This is a genomic window from Pantoea sp. B550 (assembly GCF_024158165.1).
In the GTDB taxonomy this organism is placed as follows: Bacteria; Pseudomonadota; Gammaproteobacteria; order Enterobacterales; family Enterobacteriaceae; genus Pantoea; species Pantoea alfalfae.
Window position 1 is genome coordinate 82,696 of the sequence record NZ_JAMYXI010000003.1, and the last position, 19,680, is coordinate 102,375.

Here is a 19,680-nt window from a genome sequence, read left to right on the forward strand (position 1 = left end):
TTCGCGTAAAACTGTCAGCCGCAATCAGCCAACGAAACGTAAAAATTATGTTCCAGGATAACCCGCTGCTCGCGCAGCTGAAAGAGAAGCTCCATTCGCAAACGCCTCGTGCTGAAGGCGTCGTTAAAGGCACCGAAAAAGGCTTCGGCTTTCTGGAAGTCGATGCGCAAAAAAGTTACTTCATCCCGCCACCGCAGATGAAGAAAGTGATGCATGGCGATCGTATCACCGCCGTGATCCACAGTGATAAAGATCGCGAAAGCGCTGAGCCGGAAACCCTGATTGAACCGTTCCTGAGCCGCTTTGTTGGCCGGGTGCAGAAGAAAGACGATCGCCTGTCGATTGTGCCGGATCATCCCCTGCTGAAAGATGCCATTCAGTGTCGCCCTGCACGCGATGTCAGCCATGCATTTGAAAATGGCGACTGGGCTGTGGCGGAAATGCGTCGCCATCCACTCAAGGGCGATCGCGGCTTTTATGCCGAACTTACCGATTTTATTGTCAAAGCCGATGACCATCTGGCGCCGTGGTGGGTGACGCTGTCGCGTCATAACCTTGAGCGTGAAGCGCCCGATGTCAGCTTTGGCGAGATGATGGATGAAAATCTGACGCGTGAAGATCTGACCGCGCTGGATTTCGTCACCATCGACAGCGCCAGCACCCAGGATATGGATGATGCGCTCTATGTGGAAGCGCACGATGATGGCACGCTGCGTCTGACCATCGCCATCGCCGATCCGACTGCCTATGTGGCGGAAGGCAGTCAGCTCGATAAGCTGGCGGCACAGCGTGCGTTCACCAACTACCTGCCGGGCTTTAACATCCCGATGCTGCCGCGCGAACTCTCTGATGATGTCTGCTCGCTGCGTCCGAATGTGCGCCGTCCGGCGCTGGCCTGCCGCGTCACGGTGGCCGCCGATGGCACCTTAAGTGATGACGTTGAGTTCTTTGCTGCCTGGATTGAGTCCAAAGCCAAACTGGCCTACGACGACGTCTCTGACTGGCTGGAAAACAGCGGCACCTGGCAGCCGGAGAGTGAGGCAATTGCGGAACAGATTCGTCTGCTGCACCGTCTCTGCCTGGCGCGCAGCGAGTGGCGCCAGACCCACGCGCTGGTGTTTAAAGATCGCCCGGATTACCGCTTCCTGCTGGGTGAAAAAGGCGAAGTGCTGGAGATCGTGGCTGAACCTCGCCGCATCGCTAACCGCATCGTTGAAGAGTCCATGATTCTGGCAAACGTCTGTGCGGCGAAAGTGCTGCGTGACCGTCTCGGCTTTGGTATCTACAACGTCCATGCCGGTTTCGACGCCACCAATGCTGAGCAGGCTGCCGCCGTGCTGGCCAATCACGGTATTTCCGTGGATGCACAGGCGATCACCACGCTGGATGGTTTCCGCGTGCTGCGTCGTGAGCTTGATGCCCAGCCGACCCAGTTCCTCGACAGCCGCATCCGTCGTTTCCAGACCTTCGCGGAGATCAGCACTGAGCCTGGCCCCCACTTTGGCCTGGGTCTGGAGGCATACGCCACCTGGACCTCACCGATTCGTAAGTTCGGCGACATGATCAACCATCGTCTGCTGAAGGCGATTATTCGCGGTGAGACTATTGCCCGCCCGGATGATGCAGTAACGGTGACGATGAGTGAGCGCCGCCGCCTGAACCGGATGGCGGAACGTGATGTTGGCGACTGGCTCTACGCCCGTTATCTGGCCCCGTTTGCGGCCACTGACCGTCGCTTCAGCGCTGAGATTATTGATGTTTCGCGTGGCGGTATGCGCGTTCGCCTGGTCGAGTTTGGCGCCGTCGCCTTTATCCCGGCACCGTTCATTCATGCAGTGCGTGATGAGCTGGTCCTCAGCCAGGAAAATGGCAGCGTACAGATCAAAGGTGAAGTGGTTTACCGCGTCACTGACGTCATTGATGTCACCATCGCCGAAGTCCGTATGGAAACCCGCAGCGTTGTGGCCCGTCCCGCCGTCTGAACACGGTGTGTTTAAGCGATAAATCTGGCGGGATAACCTGGTTATCCCGCCTGTTTCTACCCTACCTGCGTTGCAAAAACGTTAAATTTGTACCCCGCTTCACACTTCTCCACTGATTAACTTTCACTTACATTCCATTACATTAAGTTTAACTCGTTGTTTTCGATCGCTTTCCTCTCGGTCCCTACAAGGAGTTAGTCATGAAAAACGTCAAAACCAGTGTGTTCTGGTTAGTAGTGGCGTTAATCGGCGCGGGCGCTTTCGCCATGCTGGCCCTCAGCCGCGGCGAACACGTCAACGCAGTCTGGCTGGTGATAGCCGCTGTCGCCTGTTACAGCATCGCTTATCGCTTCTACAGCCTGTTTATCGCCCGCAATATCTTCGAACTGGACGATCGCCGGATGACCCCCGCCGAGCGGCTGAGCGACGGACTCGATTATGTCCCGACCAATAAATGGGTGCTGTTTGGTCATCACTTTGCGGCTATTGCCGGTGCCGGTCCGCTGGTCGGCCCGATTCTGGCGGCGCAGATGGGATTTCTGCCGGGAACCATCTGGATTCTGGTTGGAGTCATGCTGGCGGGCGCGGTTCAGGATTTCCTGATCCTGTTTATCTCAACCCGCCGTGATGGCCGCTCGCTGGGCGAGATGGCGCGGCAGGAGCTGGGTGCGTTTGCCGGTGTGGTGACGATGCTCGGCGCGCTGGGTGTGATGATCATTATCCTGTCGGCGCTGGCGCTGGTTGTCGTGAAGGCGCTAGCGAACAGCCCATGGGGCCTGTTTACCATTGCAGCCACCATTCCCATTGCGCTGTTTATGGGCGTCTACATGCGCTTTATCCGGCCCGGTAAAATCGCCGAAGTGTCACTGATTGGCTTTGTGCTGATGATGGCGGCGATTATTTATGGCGGCGACGTCGCACAGCATCCTTACTGGGGGCCCTTCTTTACCCTGAAAGGCACCTCACTGACCTGGGTACTGGTGATTTACGGCTTTATTGCTTCTGTGCTGCCGGTCTGGCTGCTGCTGGCACCCCGCGACTACCTTTCGACCTTTCTTAAAATCGGCGTGATTGTCGGGCTGGCAGTGGGCATCGTTTTTGCCATGCCTGAGATGAAAATGCCAGCGGTGACCAAATTTATCGACGGCACCGGCCCGGTCTTCTCCGGTGCGATGTTCCCGTTCCTGTTTATTACCATTGCCTGCGGTGCGATCTCCGGCTTCCATGCACTGGTCTCCAGCGGCACAACGCCGAAGCTGGTAGAGCGGGAAAGTCATATCCGCTTTATTGGCTATGGTGCGATGCTGATGGAGTCATTTGTGGCGATCATGGCGCTGATTTGTGCCTCGGTGCTGGATCCGGGCGTCTACTTTGCCATGAACTCACCCGCTGCACTGATTGGCACCACCGTTGAAAGCGCTTCACAGGTGATCAATGGCTGGGGCTTTGTCGTGACGCCTGAAATGCTGAGCGGGATTGCGCGGGACGTGGGTGAAGGCTCGATTCTCTCCCGCGCAGGCGGCGCGCCTACTTTCGCGGTCGGCATGGCCCACATCATTACCGAGATCTTTAACAGCCGGGCGATGATGGCCTTCTGGTATCACTTTGCCATTCTGTTCGAAGCGCTGTTCATCCTGACCGCCGTGGATGCGGGTACCCGCGCCTGCCGTTTTATGGTGCAGGATCTGGTGGGAACCGTGGTGCCTTCTCTGGCGAACAACCGATCCTGGCTGGGGAATATGGCGGGTACCACCGTCGCAGTCGCGGGCTGGGGCTTCTTTGTCTATCAGGGCGTGGTCGATCCACTGGGCGGCATTAACACCCTGTGGCCACTGTTCGGCATCGGCAACCAGATGCTGGCGTCGATGGCATTGATTCTCGGCACCGTGGTGCTGTTTAAAATGAAAAAGCAGCGCTACGCCTGGGTGACTATTCTGCCCACCGTCTGGCTGTTTATCACTTCGATGACCGCGGGCTGGCAGAAAATTTTCCATGAAAAACCCTCCATTGGCTTCCTGGCCCAGGCGAGTAAGTTCCGCAAAGGGCTGGATGAAGGGGTGATCATTGCGCCAGCAAAAAGCGTGGCGGATATGCAGACCATTGTGTTCAGCAATCAGATCAATGCGGCGCTGTGCGCTTTCTTTATGCTGGTGGCGGTCACGATGCTGGTCGCCGCGTTCTTTGTGATTCGTCGTGCGCTGAACAGTGCGGTGCCGACCACCAGCGAGACGCCTGCGGCGCTGCGTAATAAGGTGGTACGTCATGTCTGATGCCATTCATCAGGGCCATCGTCCACAGGGTGAGTGGCAGATTATTCGCTGCCACCTGACGGCTTCGCCGATGCCGCAGGCACTCAGCTGGCGGGGATTCTGGCGCGGTCTGCAACAGTGCTTCCGCTTAATGGTCGGGGTCCAGGATTATCAAAAATATCTGCAGCATATGCGTCTGCATCATCCCGACCAGCCGCCGATGAATGAGCGTGATTTCCACCGCTACTGCCTGGATGCCCGCTTCCCCAGCCAGGCGGGTAAACTGGGTAAATGTCCCTGCTGACCGCACGCTACAGCCCCGCGTCGTCGGGGCTTTTTTGTGCCATTCTTATCTGGATGGGAAAATATATTTGGTTTGCATCTTGTGCTGGCGTCAGATGATGAATACTGTTGCTAAAATAATGAGATAACGCCTGCATAGCACTTCCCGGAGGAAGTTTCCATGACCGATGAACACGGGCAAACGTTGTTGTACACTCTTTTTGGTACAACCAGCCCTCATTGGCGTCTGACCGCGGACAGCGATGCGTTGCATTTTGCCGAAGATGAGTCATCACAAACCAATATTGCCCTGCCGCTGACCCCCGGTCAGGCCGCCATGATCCGCGCGATGCCGGTCATCACCTCAAGCATCAATCTGACTATGACCCTACAGGGCATTGACGTGCCGATGCATTTTGTCGGACGTAAAGTGAATCAGGCTTCATGGGCTGGCACCGCCTCTGCCTGGGGTGATACGTCTGCGGTTGCCCGCGATTTAACTCTCGGGCTTTCATTCGCTGAACAGGTGGTTTCTGAAGCTAATTCGGTGATTGTCATCCTCGATCAGCGCGGCAATATTCAGCGTTTTAACCGCCTGAGTGAAGAATATACCGGCCTGAATGAGCACGAGGTTATTGGCCGTAACGTCTTTCAGCTTTTTATGACCAAACAGGAAGCCTCACAGTCACGACGCAACATTGCGGGCTTCTTCCGTGACGGCAACTCTTATGAGGTTGAGCGTTGGGTTAAAACCAAAAAAGGTCAGCGACTGTTTCTGTTTCGTAATAAGTTTGTTCACAGCGGCAGTGGAAAAAATGAAATTTTCCTCATCTGTTCTGGCACAGACATCACTGAGGAACGACGCGCCCAGGAACGTCTGCGGGTACTGGCAAACACCGATACGGTGACCGGTTTACCCAATCGCAACGCCATTCATCAACAGATTAGCCTGGCGCTGGAGCGTTCTGAAGGTGATGAGACCGGCGTGGTCTATCTCGATCTCGATAATTTTAAGAAAGTGAACGACGCCTACGGTCATATGTTCGGCGATCAGTTACTGCAGGCAGTATCACTGGCCATCCTCAGCTGTCTGGGTAAAGACCAGACTCTGGGCCGTCTGGGTGGCGACGAATTTGTGGTGCTGGCTGAGCACACCAGCCAGGCGGCACTGGAAGCGATGTCTTCCCGCATTCTTGAGCGGCTGCGTCAGCCGTTCCGTATCGGGCTAATCGAAGTTTACAGCGGTTGTTCTATTGGCATCGCTTTCGCGCCGCTGCATGGCGACGATCGCGAGAGCCTGATTCGCAACGCGGACACCGCGATGTATCACGCCAAAGAGAATGGGCGCGGCAAGTTCTGCGTGTTTGCGGCTGAGATGAACCAGCGGGTCTTTGAGTATCTGTGGCTGGATACTAACCTGCGCAAGGCGCTGGAACTGGATCATCTGCTGGTGCACTACCAGCCAAAAATCGACAGCGATGGCCAGGTCCGCAGCGCCGAAGCACTGGTGCGCTGGAACTCACCAGAGCGTGGTCTGGTCTCGCCTGCTGACTTTATTCCCTATGCTGAAGAGTCAGGGCTGATTGTGCCGCTGGGACGCTGGGTCATGCTCAACGTGCTGAAGCAGATTATCGCCTGGCGTGAGCAGGGCATTTTTCTGCGCGTCGCCGTCAACGTTTCGGCCCGTCAGCTGATTGATCAGAGCATCTACACTGACCTGAAACAGGCGCTGCACGAAGCTCATATCACCGACTGCCCCATCGATATTGAGCTAACCGAAAGCTGCCTGATTGAGAATGAAACTGAAGCGCTGAAGCTGATGAAGCAGTTTCAGGAACTGGGCGCACAGGTGCACCTGGATGACTTTGGCACCGGTTACTCCTCGCTTTCTCAGCTGGCACGCGTGCCAATCAATGCCATCAAACTCGACCAGAGCTTTATCCGCGACATTAACAAGCAGCCGGTTTCACAGTCGCTGGTGCGCGCTATTGTCGCCGTTGCCAAGGCGCTCGATTTGCAGGTAATCGCTGAGGGTATTGAGAACCCGGATGAAGAGAAGTTTGTCCTCAAAAGTGGTGTCGATGGGCGTCAGGGTTACTATTACGCAAAACCAATGCCCGCGGAACAATTTGGGCATTGGCTGGCTAAGCATCCTGCCCGCGTTTAACGCTGGTTAAGATTAACCCGCTTTACGCAGTGATGCGCTGTGGCGGTTTTGTAACTGTACCAGGCGTTCCATGTAAGCAATGTCTTTGGGTTCGATAGTAAAGGCATAATCAACCCAATCCTCAGTGATATCCATCAGCTCAGCGCGTGACAGTTGCAGCACGCGCTGACGCGCTTTCAGCATTGCCCGTACGCCATTGAGCTTAGGCCGTAACGTATCGATAAAGGTGCGTGTGGCACGATAGCTGTCGCCAGGCTGGAAGACTTTATCCACCAGTCCGCGCGTCTCATACCACTCCGCGCTATGGGACTCCCCTTCACAGATTAACTCCTCTGCCAGTTTCATGCCGGAACGACGCGCCACCAGCGAATAGCCGCCCATGCCAGGAAACAGGTTAAAGGCAATTTCCGGGAAGCCCATCCGTGCGTTGTTCTGCGCCAGAATGAAGTGATGCGCCAGCGCCGCTTCAAATCCGCCGCCCAGCGCACTGCCTTCAATCATCGCCAGCGTCACCGCGCCGGTATCGAAACCGCGTGCGGCCGAATGGATACAATCCACACAGGCACGGGCATAGGCTCGCAGCGCCTCACGGCGGTTATTGCGAATGCACTCGACGAAGAAACGCAGATCGCCCCCGGCGTTAAACATCTGCGGCACCAGTGAGCCGGTGACCCAGAAATCAATTGGCAGACCGGAGCGCTGAGCGGCATAGCTCAGATTCATGATCTCCTCAATCAGTTCGTGGTTGAAGCTCGGACGGGGCTGAGCACGCAGCATCATCCACATGGTACGACGCCCTTCTTCGTAATAGGCGACTAACTGCGTGGTATTGCCGACTTCGGTAAATAATCTGCACGTTGCTTGGTTAATAACTGTCATTGTCTCATCCTCTGTTTATATTTTGATGCGTTAAATACGCCACATCAGCGTAATGCAGAGTGAGGCCAGACCAAATGAGAGATTGATTTACAAAATAAAATCCAGAGTGATCCCCGACTGGCGCGTCGGGGATTGATTAGGCGGGTTACTTAATAGCGGCACGCTGTCCGACGGCAACATGAAGACGCTTAAGACGTTTTGAATAGATGGCGGTGATGATGGGCACCAGCACAGAGGTCACAATCACGGAAGTGGCCACCAGCGCCGTGGCCGCCGGGGCAACCGGTTTAAACTGCGGCAGCATTTCGGCAATCAGCACCGGTGTAGCCACCGCCGCGCCTGCCGTACTGGATGCGGCCACGCCCGCCGTGCCATCCCCCCCACCAATCAGCCGATCGGCCAGAATAAGCGGGATGCCGGTGATGATGATAACTGCCACGCCCAACATGATGCCCAGCAGGCCGGTTTCCGCAATGACACCCAGGTTAATGGTGTTACCCAGTGCAAAAGCGAAGAAGGGAATCAGCGTATGTACCGCTTTTCCGAAGAAGTCGCGCAACTCCGGATCAAGATTCCCTAATGCAAACCCCACCACAAACGGCAGGACCGCGCCGACAAACACGTGCGGCTCGAATGACGCGATACCGGCGGTGCCCAGAATCACCATGGTCATTAATGGCCCGGACTCCAGCGACATCAGCACAAAGGCACCGGCTTCCTCTTTAGAACCGTACTGTTGCATGATGGAGGCATAAAGACCGCCATTGGTCATATCCATCGCGGCGACCAGCGCCAGCGTCGATAAGCCGGCAAACATCCCCACTTCTACGCCATTTTCCGGCATCACTCGTGAGGCGATTGCGGCCACCACCCATGCCACGGCAATTTTGGTGAGCACCAGCGTGCCGGATTTGCGTAGTACCGTTCCGGTGGCGCTGAGTTTTATCGACGCCCCCATGCAGAAGAACCAGACGGCCAGAATGGGCACGGTGCCGGTCATCAGACCGTTGGTGAAAGAACCGAAATATTTCCCGGCCCCAGGTGAGAACGTATGGCAGAGTGCGCCGATAAACAGCGGAATGAGCATCATGCCGCCCGGAATTTTATCTATTGCCCGTTTGATGTGCATATACATGTCACCTTTGCTATGCCAGAGGGTGCCCGAAGGCGATGCAGGCAAAGTAGTGACTTGAGGTAATCAAAACAGTGATCGACTCGATAAAATGAAACGCTGTTTTATTTTTAATGATAAGTTGTTTTGTTAATTATGACGGGGATCGCCATACCAGTCTCAAAAGAGACTAATAAAAAGCGGGACGCTATTGCGTCCCGCCTGTTATTTTTGCCCGTACCAGGCATTCTCGCCATGCTTTCGCAGATAGTGCAGGTCAAGCAGCGTCTGGTTAATCGGCGGCAGGTCTGGTGTCAACTGCCGGCTGAACAGGCCCATATAGGCCACCTCCTCCAGCACTACCGCGCTATGCACGGCCGCATGGGCGTCTTTGCCCCAGGCAAACGGGCCGTGCGAGTTGACCAGCACCCCAGGAATTGCCGAAGGTGACAATCCGCGCTGCGCATAGGTTTCGATAATCACTTCCCCCGTATTCCACTCGTACTCGTGCTGAATCTCTTCGTTGCGCATTGCGCGGGTACAGGGGATCTCGCCATAGAAATCGTCAGCGTGGGTGGTTCCCCAGGCAGGAATCGGTCGTCCAGCCTGCGCCCAGATGGTCGCATGCCGCGAATGTGTATGGACAATACCACCGACTTCTGGCCAGGCGAGATAGAGCGCACGGTGTGTCGCCGTGTCCGATGAAGGGCGTTTATCCCCTTCCACTACCTCGCCACTCGCCAGATCGACGACCACCATGTCGTCGCGCTTCATCACGTCATAGCTTACGCCAGACGGTTTAATCACCAGCAAACCCTGTTCACGATCAACCGCGCTGACATTGCCCCAGGTGAAGGTCACCAGGTTGTATTTAGGTAGATCCAGATTCGCTTCCAGAACCTGTTGTTTAAGGTGTTCCAGCATGCCTTTTCTCCTGCTGACAATCGTCCCTGAATTTTGCGGAGTCAGACGCCAAAGGGTTATGGAGCAAATGGCTATAAACGCAGAAGGAATGGCTGTGAATGCAAAAATGTGTCGTGATTTCAGAATTTTCTATCTTCGGAATTTATCCAGAATGCTTAGAATCTTCTCAGGCAATGCCTGGACCTGTCCGGTGCGGCATTGTGCCTCACCCGCTACAAACGGTTTGTCCATGGTGATCACATTTCGATGCCGTCACGGACGCGGCAATGATGCGACACAAGCGGGCTGAGGAAATATCGGAGCTATACTAAGAGTGTTGCCTCTGTGAGCACATCAAAGGAGAAGTGTATGACAACAACAATGAAACGAATCACTGCCGTTGTACTGGCGACCACGTTAGCTGTTGCACTGAGCGGCTGTTCTAACTGGTCTAAGCGTGACCGCAATACCGCCATTGGTGCGGGCGCGGGTGCGATTGGGGGTTCAGTATTGACCAATGGTAGCGCACTTGGCACAGTCGGCGGCGCCGCTGTCGGTGGTATTATTGGTCATCAGGTCCACTAAGGACCTTATTAAAAGAATAATCGGCTACGCTAAGCATCTGCATGACAATCGGGCTACTCTGGTAGCCCGATTTTTTTATTCATCCGCCCGCCAGTTTGACCTTCATCCCTTTGGCTTCCAGCAGGGTTTTCAGCAAGTCGCGTTTATCGCCCTGAATTTCAATAACGCCCTCTTTTACCGAACCGCCACAGCCACACTTCTTTTTCAGTTCTGCCGCCAGCAGCGTCAGAGCCGCATCATCCAGGTCGATGCCGGTGATCAGGCAGACGCCTTTGCCTTTGCGTCCGCTGGTCTGACGCTGGATCCGCACAACACCATCCCCTTTTGGCCGCTCTGCTTTTGGCTCCGGCTGCGTGATGCGCCCGCTGTCGGTTGAATAAACCAGTGGATTGTCATTCGCCATTATTGTGTCTCCAGACTGGCCAGAATCGCCTGCAGGGCGGCGGCGGGGTCGGCGGATTGCGTAATAGGACGCCCGATAACCATGTAGTCTACGTCCGCCTGCTTCGCCTGCTGCGGTGTCATGATACGACGCTGATCGCCGGCATCGCTGCCTGCCGGACGAATCCCCGGCGTGACCAGCGCAAATTCCCTACCCATCACCTGTTTGAAGCGGACCGCTTCATGTGCGGAACAGACCACCCCATCCAGTCCGCACGACTGGGTCAGTTTTGCCAGTCGCTCTGCCTGTTCGGCAGGGGAAAGCGTAATGCCCAGCTCTCTGAGATCGTCTGCATCCATGCTGGTCAGTACGGTCACCGCAATCAACAGCGGCGCATCTTTACCAAAGGGAAGCAGCGCCTCACGCGCCGCGTTCATCATCCGCGCCCCGCCGCTGGCATGAACGTTGACCATCCAGACGCCAAGATCGGCAGCGGCAGCTACGGCATGCGCGGTGGTATTGGGAATATCGTGAAATTTAAGATCGAGGAACAGCTCAAAACCACGCTGCTGCAGAGTGTTAACCAGCGAGGGACCAAACAGCGTAAACATCTCTTTGCCCACTTTCAGGCGGCAACTGCGGGGATCGATCTGGTCGACGAAACGCAATGCGCTGTCAAGGTCATGATAATCCAGCGCTACCAGAATCGGCGAAGCGGTCACGTTGTGGGGTGAAGGCATGGCATTTCCTCTGCAGTAAGCACCCGCAGGCGCGATTGACAAACGGCAAGCATTCTACCCGCGGTGTCTGGCCATCACAATCGCCATTGCCATTCTGCCTGGCAATAAGTGCACGACTGCTAAAGTTGGTTGATGAGTATTTATATATTATGTTGTAACTATTATGGGTGCAATTAAATCGGTCATAACGGCCACTTTACTGGCCGTCGAGACCACGAATCGGCTTCACTGAAGACCACGTCCGGCAGGATGGGCAGTGCCAGTAAAGTGCGTGCGCGGTAAAACCACACTTCTGGCAGCGATAGCGCGGCTTGGTGCGGATCTGTTCACCCACCATGTCGCGCAGCACCATAAGACTCTCTTTGGCCCGGCCATCTTCTGCTTCACGCAGATTTAAATCCATCAGGCGATGGAAAACACGCATCGTCGGATGGCGCTCAAGCTGACGACTGATATAGTTTTGTGCCGCTTCAGCGCCCTGCTGCTGCTCAAGGATGTCAGAAAGATAAAGTTCCGCTGCCGCGCCGGTGTTCTGTTCCACACAGCGCTGCAGAAAGTCTGCCCAGGCGTCAGGCTGATTGAGCCGCTGGAAACAGGTTTCCAGCATGCTCAGCGTTTCACTCACCAGCTCTTTATCCTGATCCAGCACGCGCTGCAGATGACCCACCGCTCTGGCGAAATCTTCTTTTTCCATCAGAATACGGCCCATCATGATAGAGATGCGTGCACTGTTGCGATCGGCTGCCTCCCCTTTCTTCAGCAGGCCCATGGCACGATCCAGATCGTCGCTGCTCATCGCCTGTAACGCCAGTTCGCAGTAGAAGTGGGCGATTTCGCCCTTCTGCTTCTCTTTGCCGAGCTTAACCAGACGTTCTGCAACCTCGATGGCCTGTAGCCAGTCACTGGTGGCCTGGTGAATCAGCAACAGCTGCTGCAGCGCGCCGATGCGAAAATCCGTTTCATCGGTGAGCTGCTTAAACATATCTTCTGCGCGGTCATATAAGCCCGCTGCCATATAGTCGCGACCGAGTTGTTGAATGGCTAGCAGACGCTGCTCGTAGCTCAGGGAAGCACTTTCCATTAATGCCTGATGGATACGGATAGCGCGGTCGACTTCTCCGCGCGATCGGAACAGGTTACCCAGCGTCAGATGTGCCTCTACCGTGCCGCTGTCCTCTTTTAGCATATCGAGGAACAGGTCAACGGCTTTGTCCTGCTGATTTGAGAGCAGGAAATTGACGCCCGCCACATATTCACGTGACAGCCGGTTGGCTTCCTGTTGCTTATCCTGATGCGCGCTGCGGCGGCCCATATACCAGCCATAGGCAGCCGCAACCGGCAGTAACAGAAACAGCAATTCATGCATTGAGGATTATTCCCGGCCAGCCGGAGAAGATGGCGTGGTCGCCAGGGCGGTGCTCTGCTCAATTTGCGTCTGCATACGCTTAATTTTCCGATTGGCATTGGCCAGTGAAACACGGGTCCGCAACCAGAACAGCCCACAGATGACCCAGCCAAGCACAAAACCTGCGCCAAACAGTGATGCCAGTAAGGTCGAGATGCTGAACTCACCCTGCGCCAGCAGATAGTTAAAAGTAATGACCTGGTCGTTATGCGCGCCTAAGGTGACGGAAATAATAAAAATGACCAGTACCACTAAAAAAATCAGCAAATATTTCACAGTGCATCCTGTTGTGAGGTTATCGGGTAGAATTATGCCAAAACTCCGGCAAAAATGCTGCTCCCAGCAGCATCGGGCGAGTCGCTTTTGCGCAGGCCCGACTAATAATATGGGGTCTTAAGGGTGAATTACAATCAGGGCTCCCGCTGTGCCACCTCTTTTTGCTCATCCGGCGGCAGCGTCAGCGGGCCACAGAAACGCTGTGCCAGCCATGTCGCAACGGTGACCAGCAACCAGGAAAGCACGGTTGCCATCGCCAGATCGCGTGGCCAATGCATGCCCAGCAGCAAACGGCTTGCCATCACGCCCGTCGCCCACAGAAAAATGACCACCACGGTTTTATAATGCCGACGCGGCCAGAGCAGACCCAGTGCCAGCAGTGCCCAGCTGGCGGCAAACATGGTATGCCCGGACGGAAAAGCAAAGCCAGTTTCAAACGCCCAGTGCCGTTTCAGCCAGCCCGGAATCTGTGTCTCATCGGCAATCAGTGAAGTCACCATTTCACCACGCTGTTTACGTTTCAGCTCGTAAAAAGTCTTCTCATCCAGCCCGTGATGCTGCTCCAGCCAGATCACATAGGGACGCGGCTCCTGAATCTGCTCTTTGATAAAAGATTTGGTGTATTGCCCCGCCAGAATAGTGGCGTTCATGATCAGCAGCAGCAATATGGCAGGCTTCAGGCGAAAGCGCAGGCACCAGAGCATCCAGGCGCTCAGCAGCACGCTGGTGACGATACCCCACGGATTGGTGACGGTTTCCGTCATCCAGAAGAGACCTTTCAGCAGCGCATTGCTTTCACCTGGCTGCCAGCGCCAGCCAGTAAGCCAGACGGCAACCGGCATGATGAGCAGCAGCAGCATTCCGAAGGTGGTACGACGCGAAATCTTAAACATCTTCTTCCCTTATCCTGGCGTCAAATGACAACATTTGCATAACTTTAGCTTAAAAAAGAATAACATAACCGTTGCCGATTGGATAATTGTGCTTTATCACTGCAATTGGTCTCAGAGATTACCAGCCCGCTTCCGGGTTGTGGCACAATATTGCACGTTTGTCGGGCCACACTGGCCTGTGCGCTATCATGATGATAGTGCATCCTCTGAAGGTTCTGGAGAGTCACATGCAGCTTAAACGGGTGGCAGAAGCCAAACTGCCCACGCCATGGGGAGATTTCCTGATGGTTGGTTTTGAAGAATTGGCAACCGGACATGACCATGTTGCACTGGTCTTTGGCGATATTAATGATAACGAGCCGGTACTGGCGCGCGTTCACTCCGAATGCCTGACCGGCGATGCACTCTTCAGCCTGCGTTGCGACTGTGGTTTTCAGCTGGAAGCCGCGCTCAATGCCATCGCAGAAGAAGGTCGCGGCGCGCTGCTCTATCACCGCCAGGAAGGCCGTAACATTGGTCTGCTGAATAAGATCCGCGCCTATGCGTTGCAGGATAAAGGTTATGACACCGTAGAAGCGAACCATCAGCTTGGCTTTGCCGCCGATGAGCGCGACTTCACCCTGTGCGCAGATATGTTTAAACTGCTGGGCGTGAATGAAGTGCGTCTGCTGACCAATAATCCGCGCAAAGTGGAGATCCTCAGCGAAGCCGGGATCAACATTGTTGAACGTGTGCCGCTGGTCGCAGGACGAAATCCGAAGAATGCGCACTATCTGGATACGAAAGCGGAAAAGATGGGGCATCTGCTGCCGAAGTCATAAATGAAAAAGCCGGGTTTCCCCGGCTTTTTTATCAGTCCAGCATATTGCGGATAACGTAGTGCAGGATGCCATCATTGCGGTAATAGGTCAGCTCATTGCCGGTATCAATGCGACAGCGGGTGTCCAGCTCTTCCTTACTGCCGTCAGCACGGGTCAGCGTGACTTTCACGCTGCAGCCTGGCGTCAGTGCCTGAAGGTTTTCCACATCAATCCGCTCTTCACCCGTCAGCCCCAGGCTTTTACGCGTCACGCCCTGCGGAAACTCCAGTGGCAAAATGCCCATCCCAATCAGGTTGGAGCGATGAATACGCTCAAACGATTCGGCAATGACCACCCTCACCCCCTGCAGACGCGGCCCTTTAGCGGCCCAGTCGCGGCTGGAGCCAGAACCATACTCTTTACCCGCAATGACCGCCAGCGGCACCCCTTCAGCCTGATATTTCATCGCTGCATCGTAGATGGCCAGCTGTTCGCCACTCGGATAGTGTCGGGTATAGCCACCTTCTACGCCTGGCACCATCTCATTGCGGATACGGATATTGGCAAAGGTGCCGCGCATCATCACCTCATGGTTACCACGACGCGACCCATAGGAGTTAAAATCGTTGCGCTCAACGCCGTGTGACAGCAGATAGCGTCCGGCGGGACTTTCCGCTTTAATGCTGCCCGCTGGCGAGATATGGTCCGTAGTGACAGAATCGCCAAGCAAGGCGAGCACCCGCGCACCGCGAATATCCTGCACCGGCTTAGGCTCTTTCTCCATATCATCAAAGAACGGCGACAGACGGATGTATGTCGAGCCTTCATCCCAGTCGTATGTTGCCGCTTCACTGACCCTGATCGCCTGCCACTCTGGCGTGCCATCGAAGACTTCGGCGTACTCTTTATGGAACATATCACTGGTGACCTGCTGCACGGCTGTGGCGATCTCTTCCGGTGACGGCCAGATATCTTTCAGATAGACCGGCTGGCCCTGGCGATCGTGGCCAAGCGGCTCCGTCTGCAGGTTGATCTTCATGTTACCCGCCAGCGCGTAAGCCACCACCAGCGGCGGCGAAGCCAGCCAGTTGGTTTTAATCAGCGGATGAATACGACCTTCAAAGTTGCGGTTGCCGGATAAAACGGCACCAACTGTGAGATCGCCCGCTTTGATCGCAGTCTCAATCTCATCTTTCAGCGGGCCGGAGTTACCGATACAAGTGGTGCAACCATAGCCGACCAGATTAAAGCCCAGCTCGTCGAGGTACGAGGTCAACTGCGCGACGGCCAGATAATCGGAAACCACTTTAGAACCGGGTGCCAGCGAGGCTTTAACCCACGGCTGACGTTTCAGACCACGCTCTACCGCTTTCTTCGCCAGTAAACCGGCCGCCATCAGCACGCTTGGGTTAGAGGTATTGGTACAGGAGGTAATCGCACTGATCACCACCGCGCCATCGGTCAGTGTGTGAGTCAGGCCGGTGCCGCTGTCGGTATACTCAACATTTTTATGCGGTTTTTGCGCCTGATTCACTTCCAGCTCGTTGCTGGCATCAAACGCAGCGGGCACATCGCCCAGCGACACCCTATCCTGCGGACGTTTTGGTCCTGCCAGGCTCGACTCCACCTCGTTCATATCCAGTGCCAGGGTACTGGTGAAACGCGGCTCATCGCCGGGATTGCGCCACAGCCCCTGCGCTTTGGCATACGCTTCCACTAAAGCTACCTGATCGGCATCGCGTCCGGTCAGCGTCATGTAGCTCAACGTGACGTCATCAACCGGGAAGAATCCGCAGGTTGCGCCATACTCAGGGGCCATGTTGGCAATGGTCGCACGATCTGCCAGCGGCAGGTCGGCCAGGCCGTCACCGTAAAACTCAACGAATTTACCGACAACGCCATGCTTACGCAGCATCTGAGTGACAGTCAGAACGAGGTCAGTTGCGGTAATGCCTGCGCGCAGTTTGCCGGTAAGTTTGAAACCTACGACATCCGGGATCAGCATGGAGACAGGCTGACCCAGCATGGCTGCTTCCGCTTCGATGCCCCCGACTCCCCATCCCAGCACGCCAAGCGCGTTGATCATGGTGGTATGAGAATCGGTACCGACCAGCGTATCGGGCCAGGCATACTCTTCGCCATCAAGGGTTTCATGCCAGATCGCCTTGCCGAGATATTCCAGGTTCACCTGATGACAGATACCGGTTCCTGGCGGCACAACGCGGAATTTATCAAACGCTTTCTGACCCCAGCGAAGGAAAACGTAGCGCTCATGATTACGCTCCATCTCCAGCCGGACATTCTCTTCAAAAGCGTCATCATCACCAAAATGGTCCACAGTGACCGAGTGGTCGATAACCAGATCGACGGGCGACAGCGGATTCACTTTGGCTACATCGCCGCCCAGACGGTTCACGGCTTCGCGCATGGCCGCCAGGTCGACCACCGCCGGCACGCCGGTAAAGTCCTGCATTAATACGCGGGCTGGCCGGTAGGCGATTTCGCGGTCGGCGTGGGCATCTTTCTGCCAGTCAACCAGCGCCTGGATGTCCTCAGTGGTGACAGAGTCGCCATCCTGCCAGCGCAGTAAGTTTTCCAGCAGAACTTTGAGAGATTTGGGCAGGCTATCGATATTGCCCAGTTGTTGAGCAGCGCGGGGAAGACTGAAGATGTGATAGTTATTGGTGTCGACCTGCAGTATTTCCTGACTCTGCTCGCGTAGGGTAGACGACATAGCTCCTCCTTTTTCGTTCATGGTCTTAAACCTTAGTGAGACAAAGGTTTATGTTAAAGATAGACCACAAATTCGTTAACGTTTTGATTACAACACAAATTGCTACAATCGCCTGAAAACGAAAATGCCCCGTGAAAACACGAGGCATCAGAAAGAGGTGATTTAGTTCAAATTACAGTGTTATCCACACCGCCGCAGACCAGAACGCAAAGGAGAAAGCATACGCGCTAAGCCAGGACATTTTAATAATATTCATTTGGTTCACTCCTTCACCGGAATCGGGCGTAAAAGTTTTTGCGGTCGCCTGTCAATCGGCGACACCCTTTGGTCTTACTGGATGTGGATAGGGGCATTTAAAAGCCCACCGGAAACTCCGGTTATAAAAGAGCAATGACGAAGAGATGGTCTTACAACGTTATTTGTTTTCAGGATCCAGAAACGACTCTATAAACAGTCGCTGGTTATCACTCAAATCCCATGACTCGGGGATAGACACTTTTTCGTCCTTTGCAAGGGCTTCTTTTCCTTTACAGGATACTGGCTTGTGCTGACCCGTGGTCAAAGAACGTTTATGACTGAGTGTATGTGCCCACATGGCTTTAGCCCCAGATACGCCAAATCATTAACGCTACAACTACCCAGAACAGCGCAGAGGCAGCGAATACGGTTAACCAGGCATTGCGACGGGTATTGCCAGTACGCTCAACCTTGGTGCTTTTTGCCGGGAAACCCGGTTGTACAGTCAGTCGTGTATTCATAGTTTTTGATAATCACTCTCAACAAAATGATTGATAACATCGATTAAGATTTAGGAGGAATCCTAAACGCGTTAAGGCCAAAAATCCAGTTATTTTTATTGAGTAAAACGATTAACGGTATTAATCAATAGGCTTCGATAACGTAAGAAATGATTAACTCCCGAACGAATATTTAATTAAACAGTCAGCTAAAAAATTTGAGTTAAATTAAAAACAGATCCATTTAAAACTAAAGATACATCTAAAGAACCTTATGTTTACTGGCTCCACACATCAGCTCTTAACTGGAGTATGGGAATAATCCTGGCGAGTCGCAAAGTGACATAGTTAAAAGTGTGTTGTATTTCGCATTTAAGAAAGCCCAACCGGAAAACATGTGATCAATGTTTCATTTACAAAAAAATCATAAAAACTTTTGATTCTCATTTGGCGCTAAAGCCTGACAACAAAAAAGGCTGCACCAGGCAGCCTTATGTTGTCGCGGAGAGCATCAACGCTATTTAAATGGCAGCTTAATGTCCTTGAACATCGCCTCAATGTCTTCATTTGAGCGCAGCGCCACGGCGGTATCCACCACGTCTCGGGTCAGGTGTGGTGCAAAACGCTGGATAAAATCATACATATAGCTGCGAAGGAAGGTGCTGCGGCGGAAGCCAATTTTGGTAGTACTGTTGGTAAAGATATCGGCAGCTTCAATACGAATCAGATCAGGATCGGCCACCGGGTCCACCGCCATACTGGCAATAACCCCCACGCCCAGACCTAAACGGACATAGGTTTTAATGACGTCGGCATCAGTAGCGGTGAAGACGATGCGGGGTGTTAATCCTGCCCGATTAAAGGCCGTATCGAGTTCCGAGCGCCCGGTAAAGCCAAAGGTGTAGGTCACCAGCGGATATTCAGCCAGCTCTTCGATGCTCACCTGCCCTTTTCCGGCCAGCGGATGATCCGCCGTGACGACAATCGCGCGGTTCCAGTGGTAGCACGGCAACATGATGAGATCGTCATAGAGATGCAGGGCTTCAGTGGCTATGGCAAAGTCCGCATTGCCTTTGGAAACCGCTTCGGCGATCTGGGTTGGCGAACCCTGATGCATATGTAAAGAGACGCGCGGATAGCGCTCGATAAATCCTTTGATGACGCCTGGCAGCGCGTAACGTGCCTGGGTATGTGTGGTGGCGACATAAAGCGAGCCTTTATCCGGCCAGGTGTGCTCGCCGGCAACGGATTTGATCGCATCGACTTTGGAGAGAACTTCACGCGCTATACGGATGATCTCTTCGCCTGCAGGCGTCACCTGAGTGAGATGTTTACCGCTGCGGGCAAAAATTTGCACGCCCAGCTCATCTTCCAGCATACGCACCTGTTTACTGATGCCGGGTTGAGAGGTGTAGAGACCTTCCGCTGTCGAAGAGACATTGAGATTATGGTTCACCACTTCGACGATATAGCGCAACTGCTGTAATTTCATATCTATTCCATCCCGGTAAGTTACAGAGTCGCATCCCCGCTTGACGTATAGTCGCAAGGGTCA

General features: G+C 54.3%; 17 protein-coding genes. 6 read left to right on the plus strand and 11 right to left on the minus strand.

Going from position 1 to position 19,680, the window contains the following annotated elements; translation table 11 throughout:
- Positions 1-47 precede the first annotated feature (47 nt).
- The 4 genes from NIM72_RS03450 (at position 48) to pdeR (ending at position 6,680) form a co-directional block, all read left to right on the plus strand.
- Positions 48-1,982, plus strand: a complete 1,935-nt coding sequence (locus NIM72_RS03450; protein WP_161736295.1) for an exoribonuclease II — start codon at positions 48-50, stop codon at positions 1,980-1,982.
- A 200-nt stretch (positions 1,983-2,182) separates the two neighbouring features.
- Positions 2,183-4,252, plus strand: a complete 2,070-nt coding sequence (locus NIM72_RS03455; protein WP_253418750.1) for a carbon starvation CstA family protein — start codon at positions 2,183-2,185, stop codon at positions 4,250-4,252.
- Complete coding sequence (locus tag NIM72_RS03460) at positions 4,245-4,535, plus strand: YbdD/YjiX family protein (RefSeq protein ID WP_013358002.1); 291 nt, start codon at positions 4,245-4,247, stop codon at positions 4,533-4,535. The genes NIM72_RS03455 and NIM72_RS03460 overlap by 8 nt, the downstream gene beginning before the upstream one ends.
- Before the next feature lie 159 nt (positions 4,536-4,694).
- A complete protein-coding gene (gene pdeR, locus NIM72_RS03465; protein WP_222925419.1) occupies positions 4,695-6,680 on the plus strand; it encodes a cyclic di-GMP phosphodiesterase in 1,986 nt (661 codons plus the stop codon).
- A 12-nt stretch (positions 6,681-6,692) separates the two neighbouring features.
- Here the strand turns inward: pdeR and NIM72_RS03470 are convergent, their stop codons facing one another.
- From NIM72_RS03470 to araD, 3 genes are all read right to left on the minus strand, one after another.
- Positions 6,693-7,559 (minus strand): crotonase/enoyl-CoA hydratase family protein, encoded by an 867-nt coding sequence (locus tag NIM72_RS03470; RefSeq protein ID WP_003853843.1) that lies wholly within the window; start codon positions 7,557-7,559, stop codon positions 6,693-6,695.
- 145 nt (positions 7,560-7,704) lie between these two features.
- Positions 7,705-8,688, minus strand: coding sequence for a 2-keto-3-deoxygluconate transporter (gene kdgT / locus NIM72_RS03475; protein ID WP_161736298.1), 984 nt, complete (start codon positions 8,686-8,688; stop codon positions 7,705-7,707).
- Between the two features lie 207 nt (positions 8,689-8,895).
- The gene (araD, locus tag NIM72_RS03480; protein ID WP_222925418.1) at positions 8,896-9,594 is read right to left on the minus strand and encodes an L-ribulose-5-phosphate 4-epimerase; all 699 of its coding nucleotides are present in this window, start codon (positions 9,592-9,594) and stop codon (positions 8,896-8,898) included.
- Between the two features lie 348 nt (positions 9,595-9,942).
- Here araD and osmB point away from each other — a divergent pair, with 348 nt between their 5' ends.
- Positions 9,943-10,158, plus strand: coding sequence for an osmotically-inducible lipoprotein OsmB (osmB, locus tag NIM72_RS03485; RefSeq protein WP_003853848.1), 216 nt, complete (start codon positions 9,943-9,945; stop codon positions 10,156-10,158).
- Between the two features lie 79 nt (positions 10,159-10,237).
- Here the strand turns inward: osmB and yciH are convergent, their stop codons facing one another.
- The 5 genes from yciH to pgpB form a co-directional block, all read right to left on the minus strand.
- Positions 10,238-10,561, minus strand: coding sequence for a stress response translation initiation inhibitor YciH (yciH, locus tag NIM72_RS03490; RefSeq protein ID WP_013358006.1), 324 nt, complete (start codon positions 10,559-10,561; stop codon positions 10,238-10,240).
- Positions 10,561-11,280 carry an orotidine-5'-phosphate decarboxylase gene (gene pyrF / locus NIM72_RS03495; protein WP_253418753.1) on the minus strand — a complete coding sequence of 240 codons (720 nt, stop codon included), beginning with the start codon at positions 11,278-11,280 and terminating at the stop codon, positions 10,561-10,563. The genes yciH and pyrF overlap by 1 nt, the downstream gene beginning before the upstream one ends.
- Before the next feature lie 196 nt (positions 11,281-11,476).
- The gene (gene lapB / locus NIM72_RS03500) at positions 11,477-12,646 is read right to left on the minus strand and encodes a lipopolysaccharide assembly protein LapB (protein WP_161736300.1); all 1,170 of its coding nucleotides are present in this window, start codon (positions 12,644-12,646) and stop codon (positions 11,477-11,479) included.
- Positions 12,647-12,652: 6 nt separating this feature from the next.
- A complete protein-coding gene (locus tag NIM72_RS03505; protein ID WP_013358009.1) occupies positions 12,653-12,961 on the minus strand; it encodes a LapA family protein in 309 nt (102 codons plus the stop codon).
- Positions 12,962-13,095: 134 nt separating this feature from the next.
- Positions 13,096-13,854, minus strand: a complete 759-nt coding sequence (pgpB, locus tag NIM72_RS03510; RefSeq protein WP_253418755.1) for a phosphatidylglycerophosphatase B — start codon at positions 13,852-13,854, stop codon at positions 13,096-13,098.
- A 227-nt stretch (positions 13,855-14,081) separates the two neighbouring features.
- On the opposite strand from pgpB, the gene ribA reads away from it, so the two are divergent.
- Entirely contained in the window at positions 14,082-14,675 is a 594-nt protein-coding gene (ribA, locus tag NIM72_RS03515) for a GTP cyclohydrolase II (RefSeq protein ID WP_161736302.1), read from the plus strand.
- A 31-nt stretch (positions 14,676-14,706) separates the two neighbouring features.
- Here ribA and acnA read toward each other — a convergent pair whose 3' ends face one another.
- The 3 genes from acnA to cysB all read right to left on the minus strand — a co-directional run bounded on the left by acnA (position 14,707) and on the right by cysB (position 19,617).
- Positions 14,707-17,388 (minus strand): aconitate hydratase AcnA, encoded by a 2,682-nt coding sequence (gene acnA, locus NIM72_RS03520; protein ID WP_222925415.1) that lies wholly within the window; start codon positions 17,386-17,388, stop codon positions 14,707-14,709.
- Between the two features lie 599 nt (positions 17,389-17,987).
- Positions 17,988-18,146, minus strand: coding sequence for a YmiA family putative membrane protein (locus tag NIM72_RS03525; RefSeq protein WP_003853864.1), 159 nt, complete (start codon positions 18,144-18,146; stop codon positions 17,988-17,990).
- A gap of 496 nt (positions 18,147-18,642) precedes the next feature.
- A complete protein-coding gene (cysB, locus tag NIM72_RS03530) occupies positions 18,643-19,617 on the minus strand; it encodes an HTH-type transcriptional regulator CysB (protein WP_013358012.1) in 975 nt (324 codons plus the stop codon).
- Positions 19,618-19,680 lie beyond the last annotated feature (63 nt).

Excerpts from the sequence above, each read along its gene's own strand:
- NIM72_RS03450 (WP_161736295.1), top strand. The coding sequence starts at position 48 with ATGTTCCAGGATAACCCGCTGCTCGCGCAGCTGAAAGAGAAGCTCCAT.
- NIM72_RS03455 (WP_253418750.1), top strand. The coding sequence starts at position 2,183 with ATGAAAAACGTCAAAACCAGTGTGTTCTGGTTAGTAGTGGCGTTAATC.
- NIM72_RS03460 (WP_013358002.1), top strand. The coding sequence starts at position 4,245 with ATGTCTGATGCCATTCATCAGGGCCATCGTCCACAGGGTGAGTGGCAG.
- pdeR (WP_222925419.1), top strand. The coding sequence starts at position 4,695 with ATGACCGATGAACACGGGCAAACGTTGTTGTACACTCTTTTTGGTACA.
- NIM72_RS03470 (WP_003853843.1), bottom strand. The coding sequence starts at position 7,559 with ATGACAGTTATTAACCAAGCAACGTGCAGATTATTTACCGAAGTCGGC.
- kdgT (WP_161736298.1), bottom strand. The coding sequence starts at position 8,688 with ATGCACATCAAACGGGCAATAGATAAAATTCCGGGCGGCATGATGCTC.
- araD (WP_222925418.1), bottom strand. The coding sequence starts at position 9,594 with ATGCTGGAACACCTTAAACAACAGGTTCTGGAAGCGAATCTGGATCTA.
- osmB (WP_003853848.1), top strand. The coding sequence starts at position 9,943 with ATGACAACAACAATGAAACGAATCACTGCCGTTGTACTGGCGACCACG.
- yciH (WP_013358006.1), bottom strand. The coding sequence starts at position 10,561 with ATGGCGAATGACAATCCACTGGTTTATTCAACCGACAGCGGGCGCATC.
- pyrF (WP_253418753.1), bottom strand. The coding sequence starts at position 11,280 with ATGCCTTCACCCCACAACGTGACCGCTTCGCCGATTCTGGTAGCGCTG.
- lapB (WP_161736300.1), bottom strand. The coding sequence starts at position 12,646 with ATGCATGAATTGCTGTTTCTGTTACTGCCGGTTGCGGCTGCCTATGGC.
- pgpB (WP_253418755.1), bottom strand. The coding sequence starts at position 13,854 with ATGTTTAAGATTTCGCGTCGTACCACCTTCGGAATGCTGCTGCTGCTC.
- ribA (WP_161736302.1), top strand. The coding sequence starts at position 14,082 with ATGCAGCTTAAACGGGTGGCAGAAGCCAAACTGCCCACGCCATGGGGA.
- acnA (WP_222925415.1), bottom strand. The coding sequence starts at position 17,388 with ATGTCGTCTACCCTACGCGAGCAGAGTCAGGAAATACTGCAGGTCGAC.
- NIM72_RS03525 (WP_003853864.1), bottom strand. The coding sequence starts at position 18,146 with ATGAATACACGACTGACTGTACAACCGGGTTTCCCGGCAAAAAGCACC.
- cysB (WP_013358012.1), bottom strand. The coding sequence starts at position 19,617 with ATGAAATTACAGCAGTTGCGCTATATCGTCGAAGTGGTGAACCATAAT.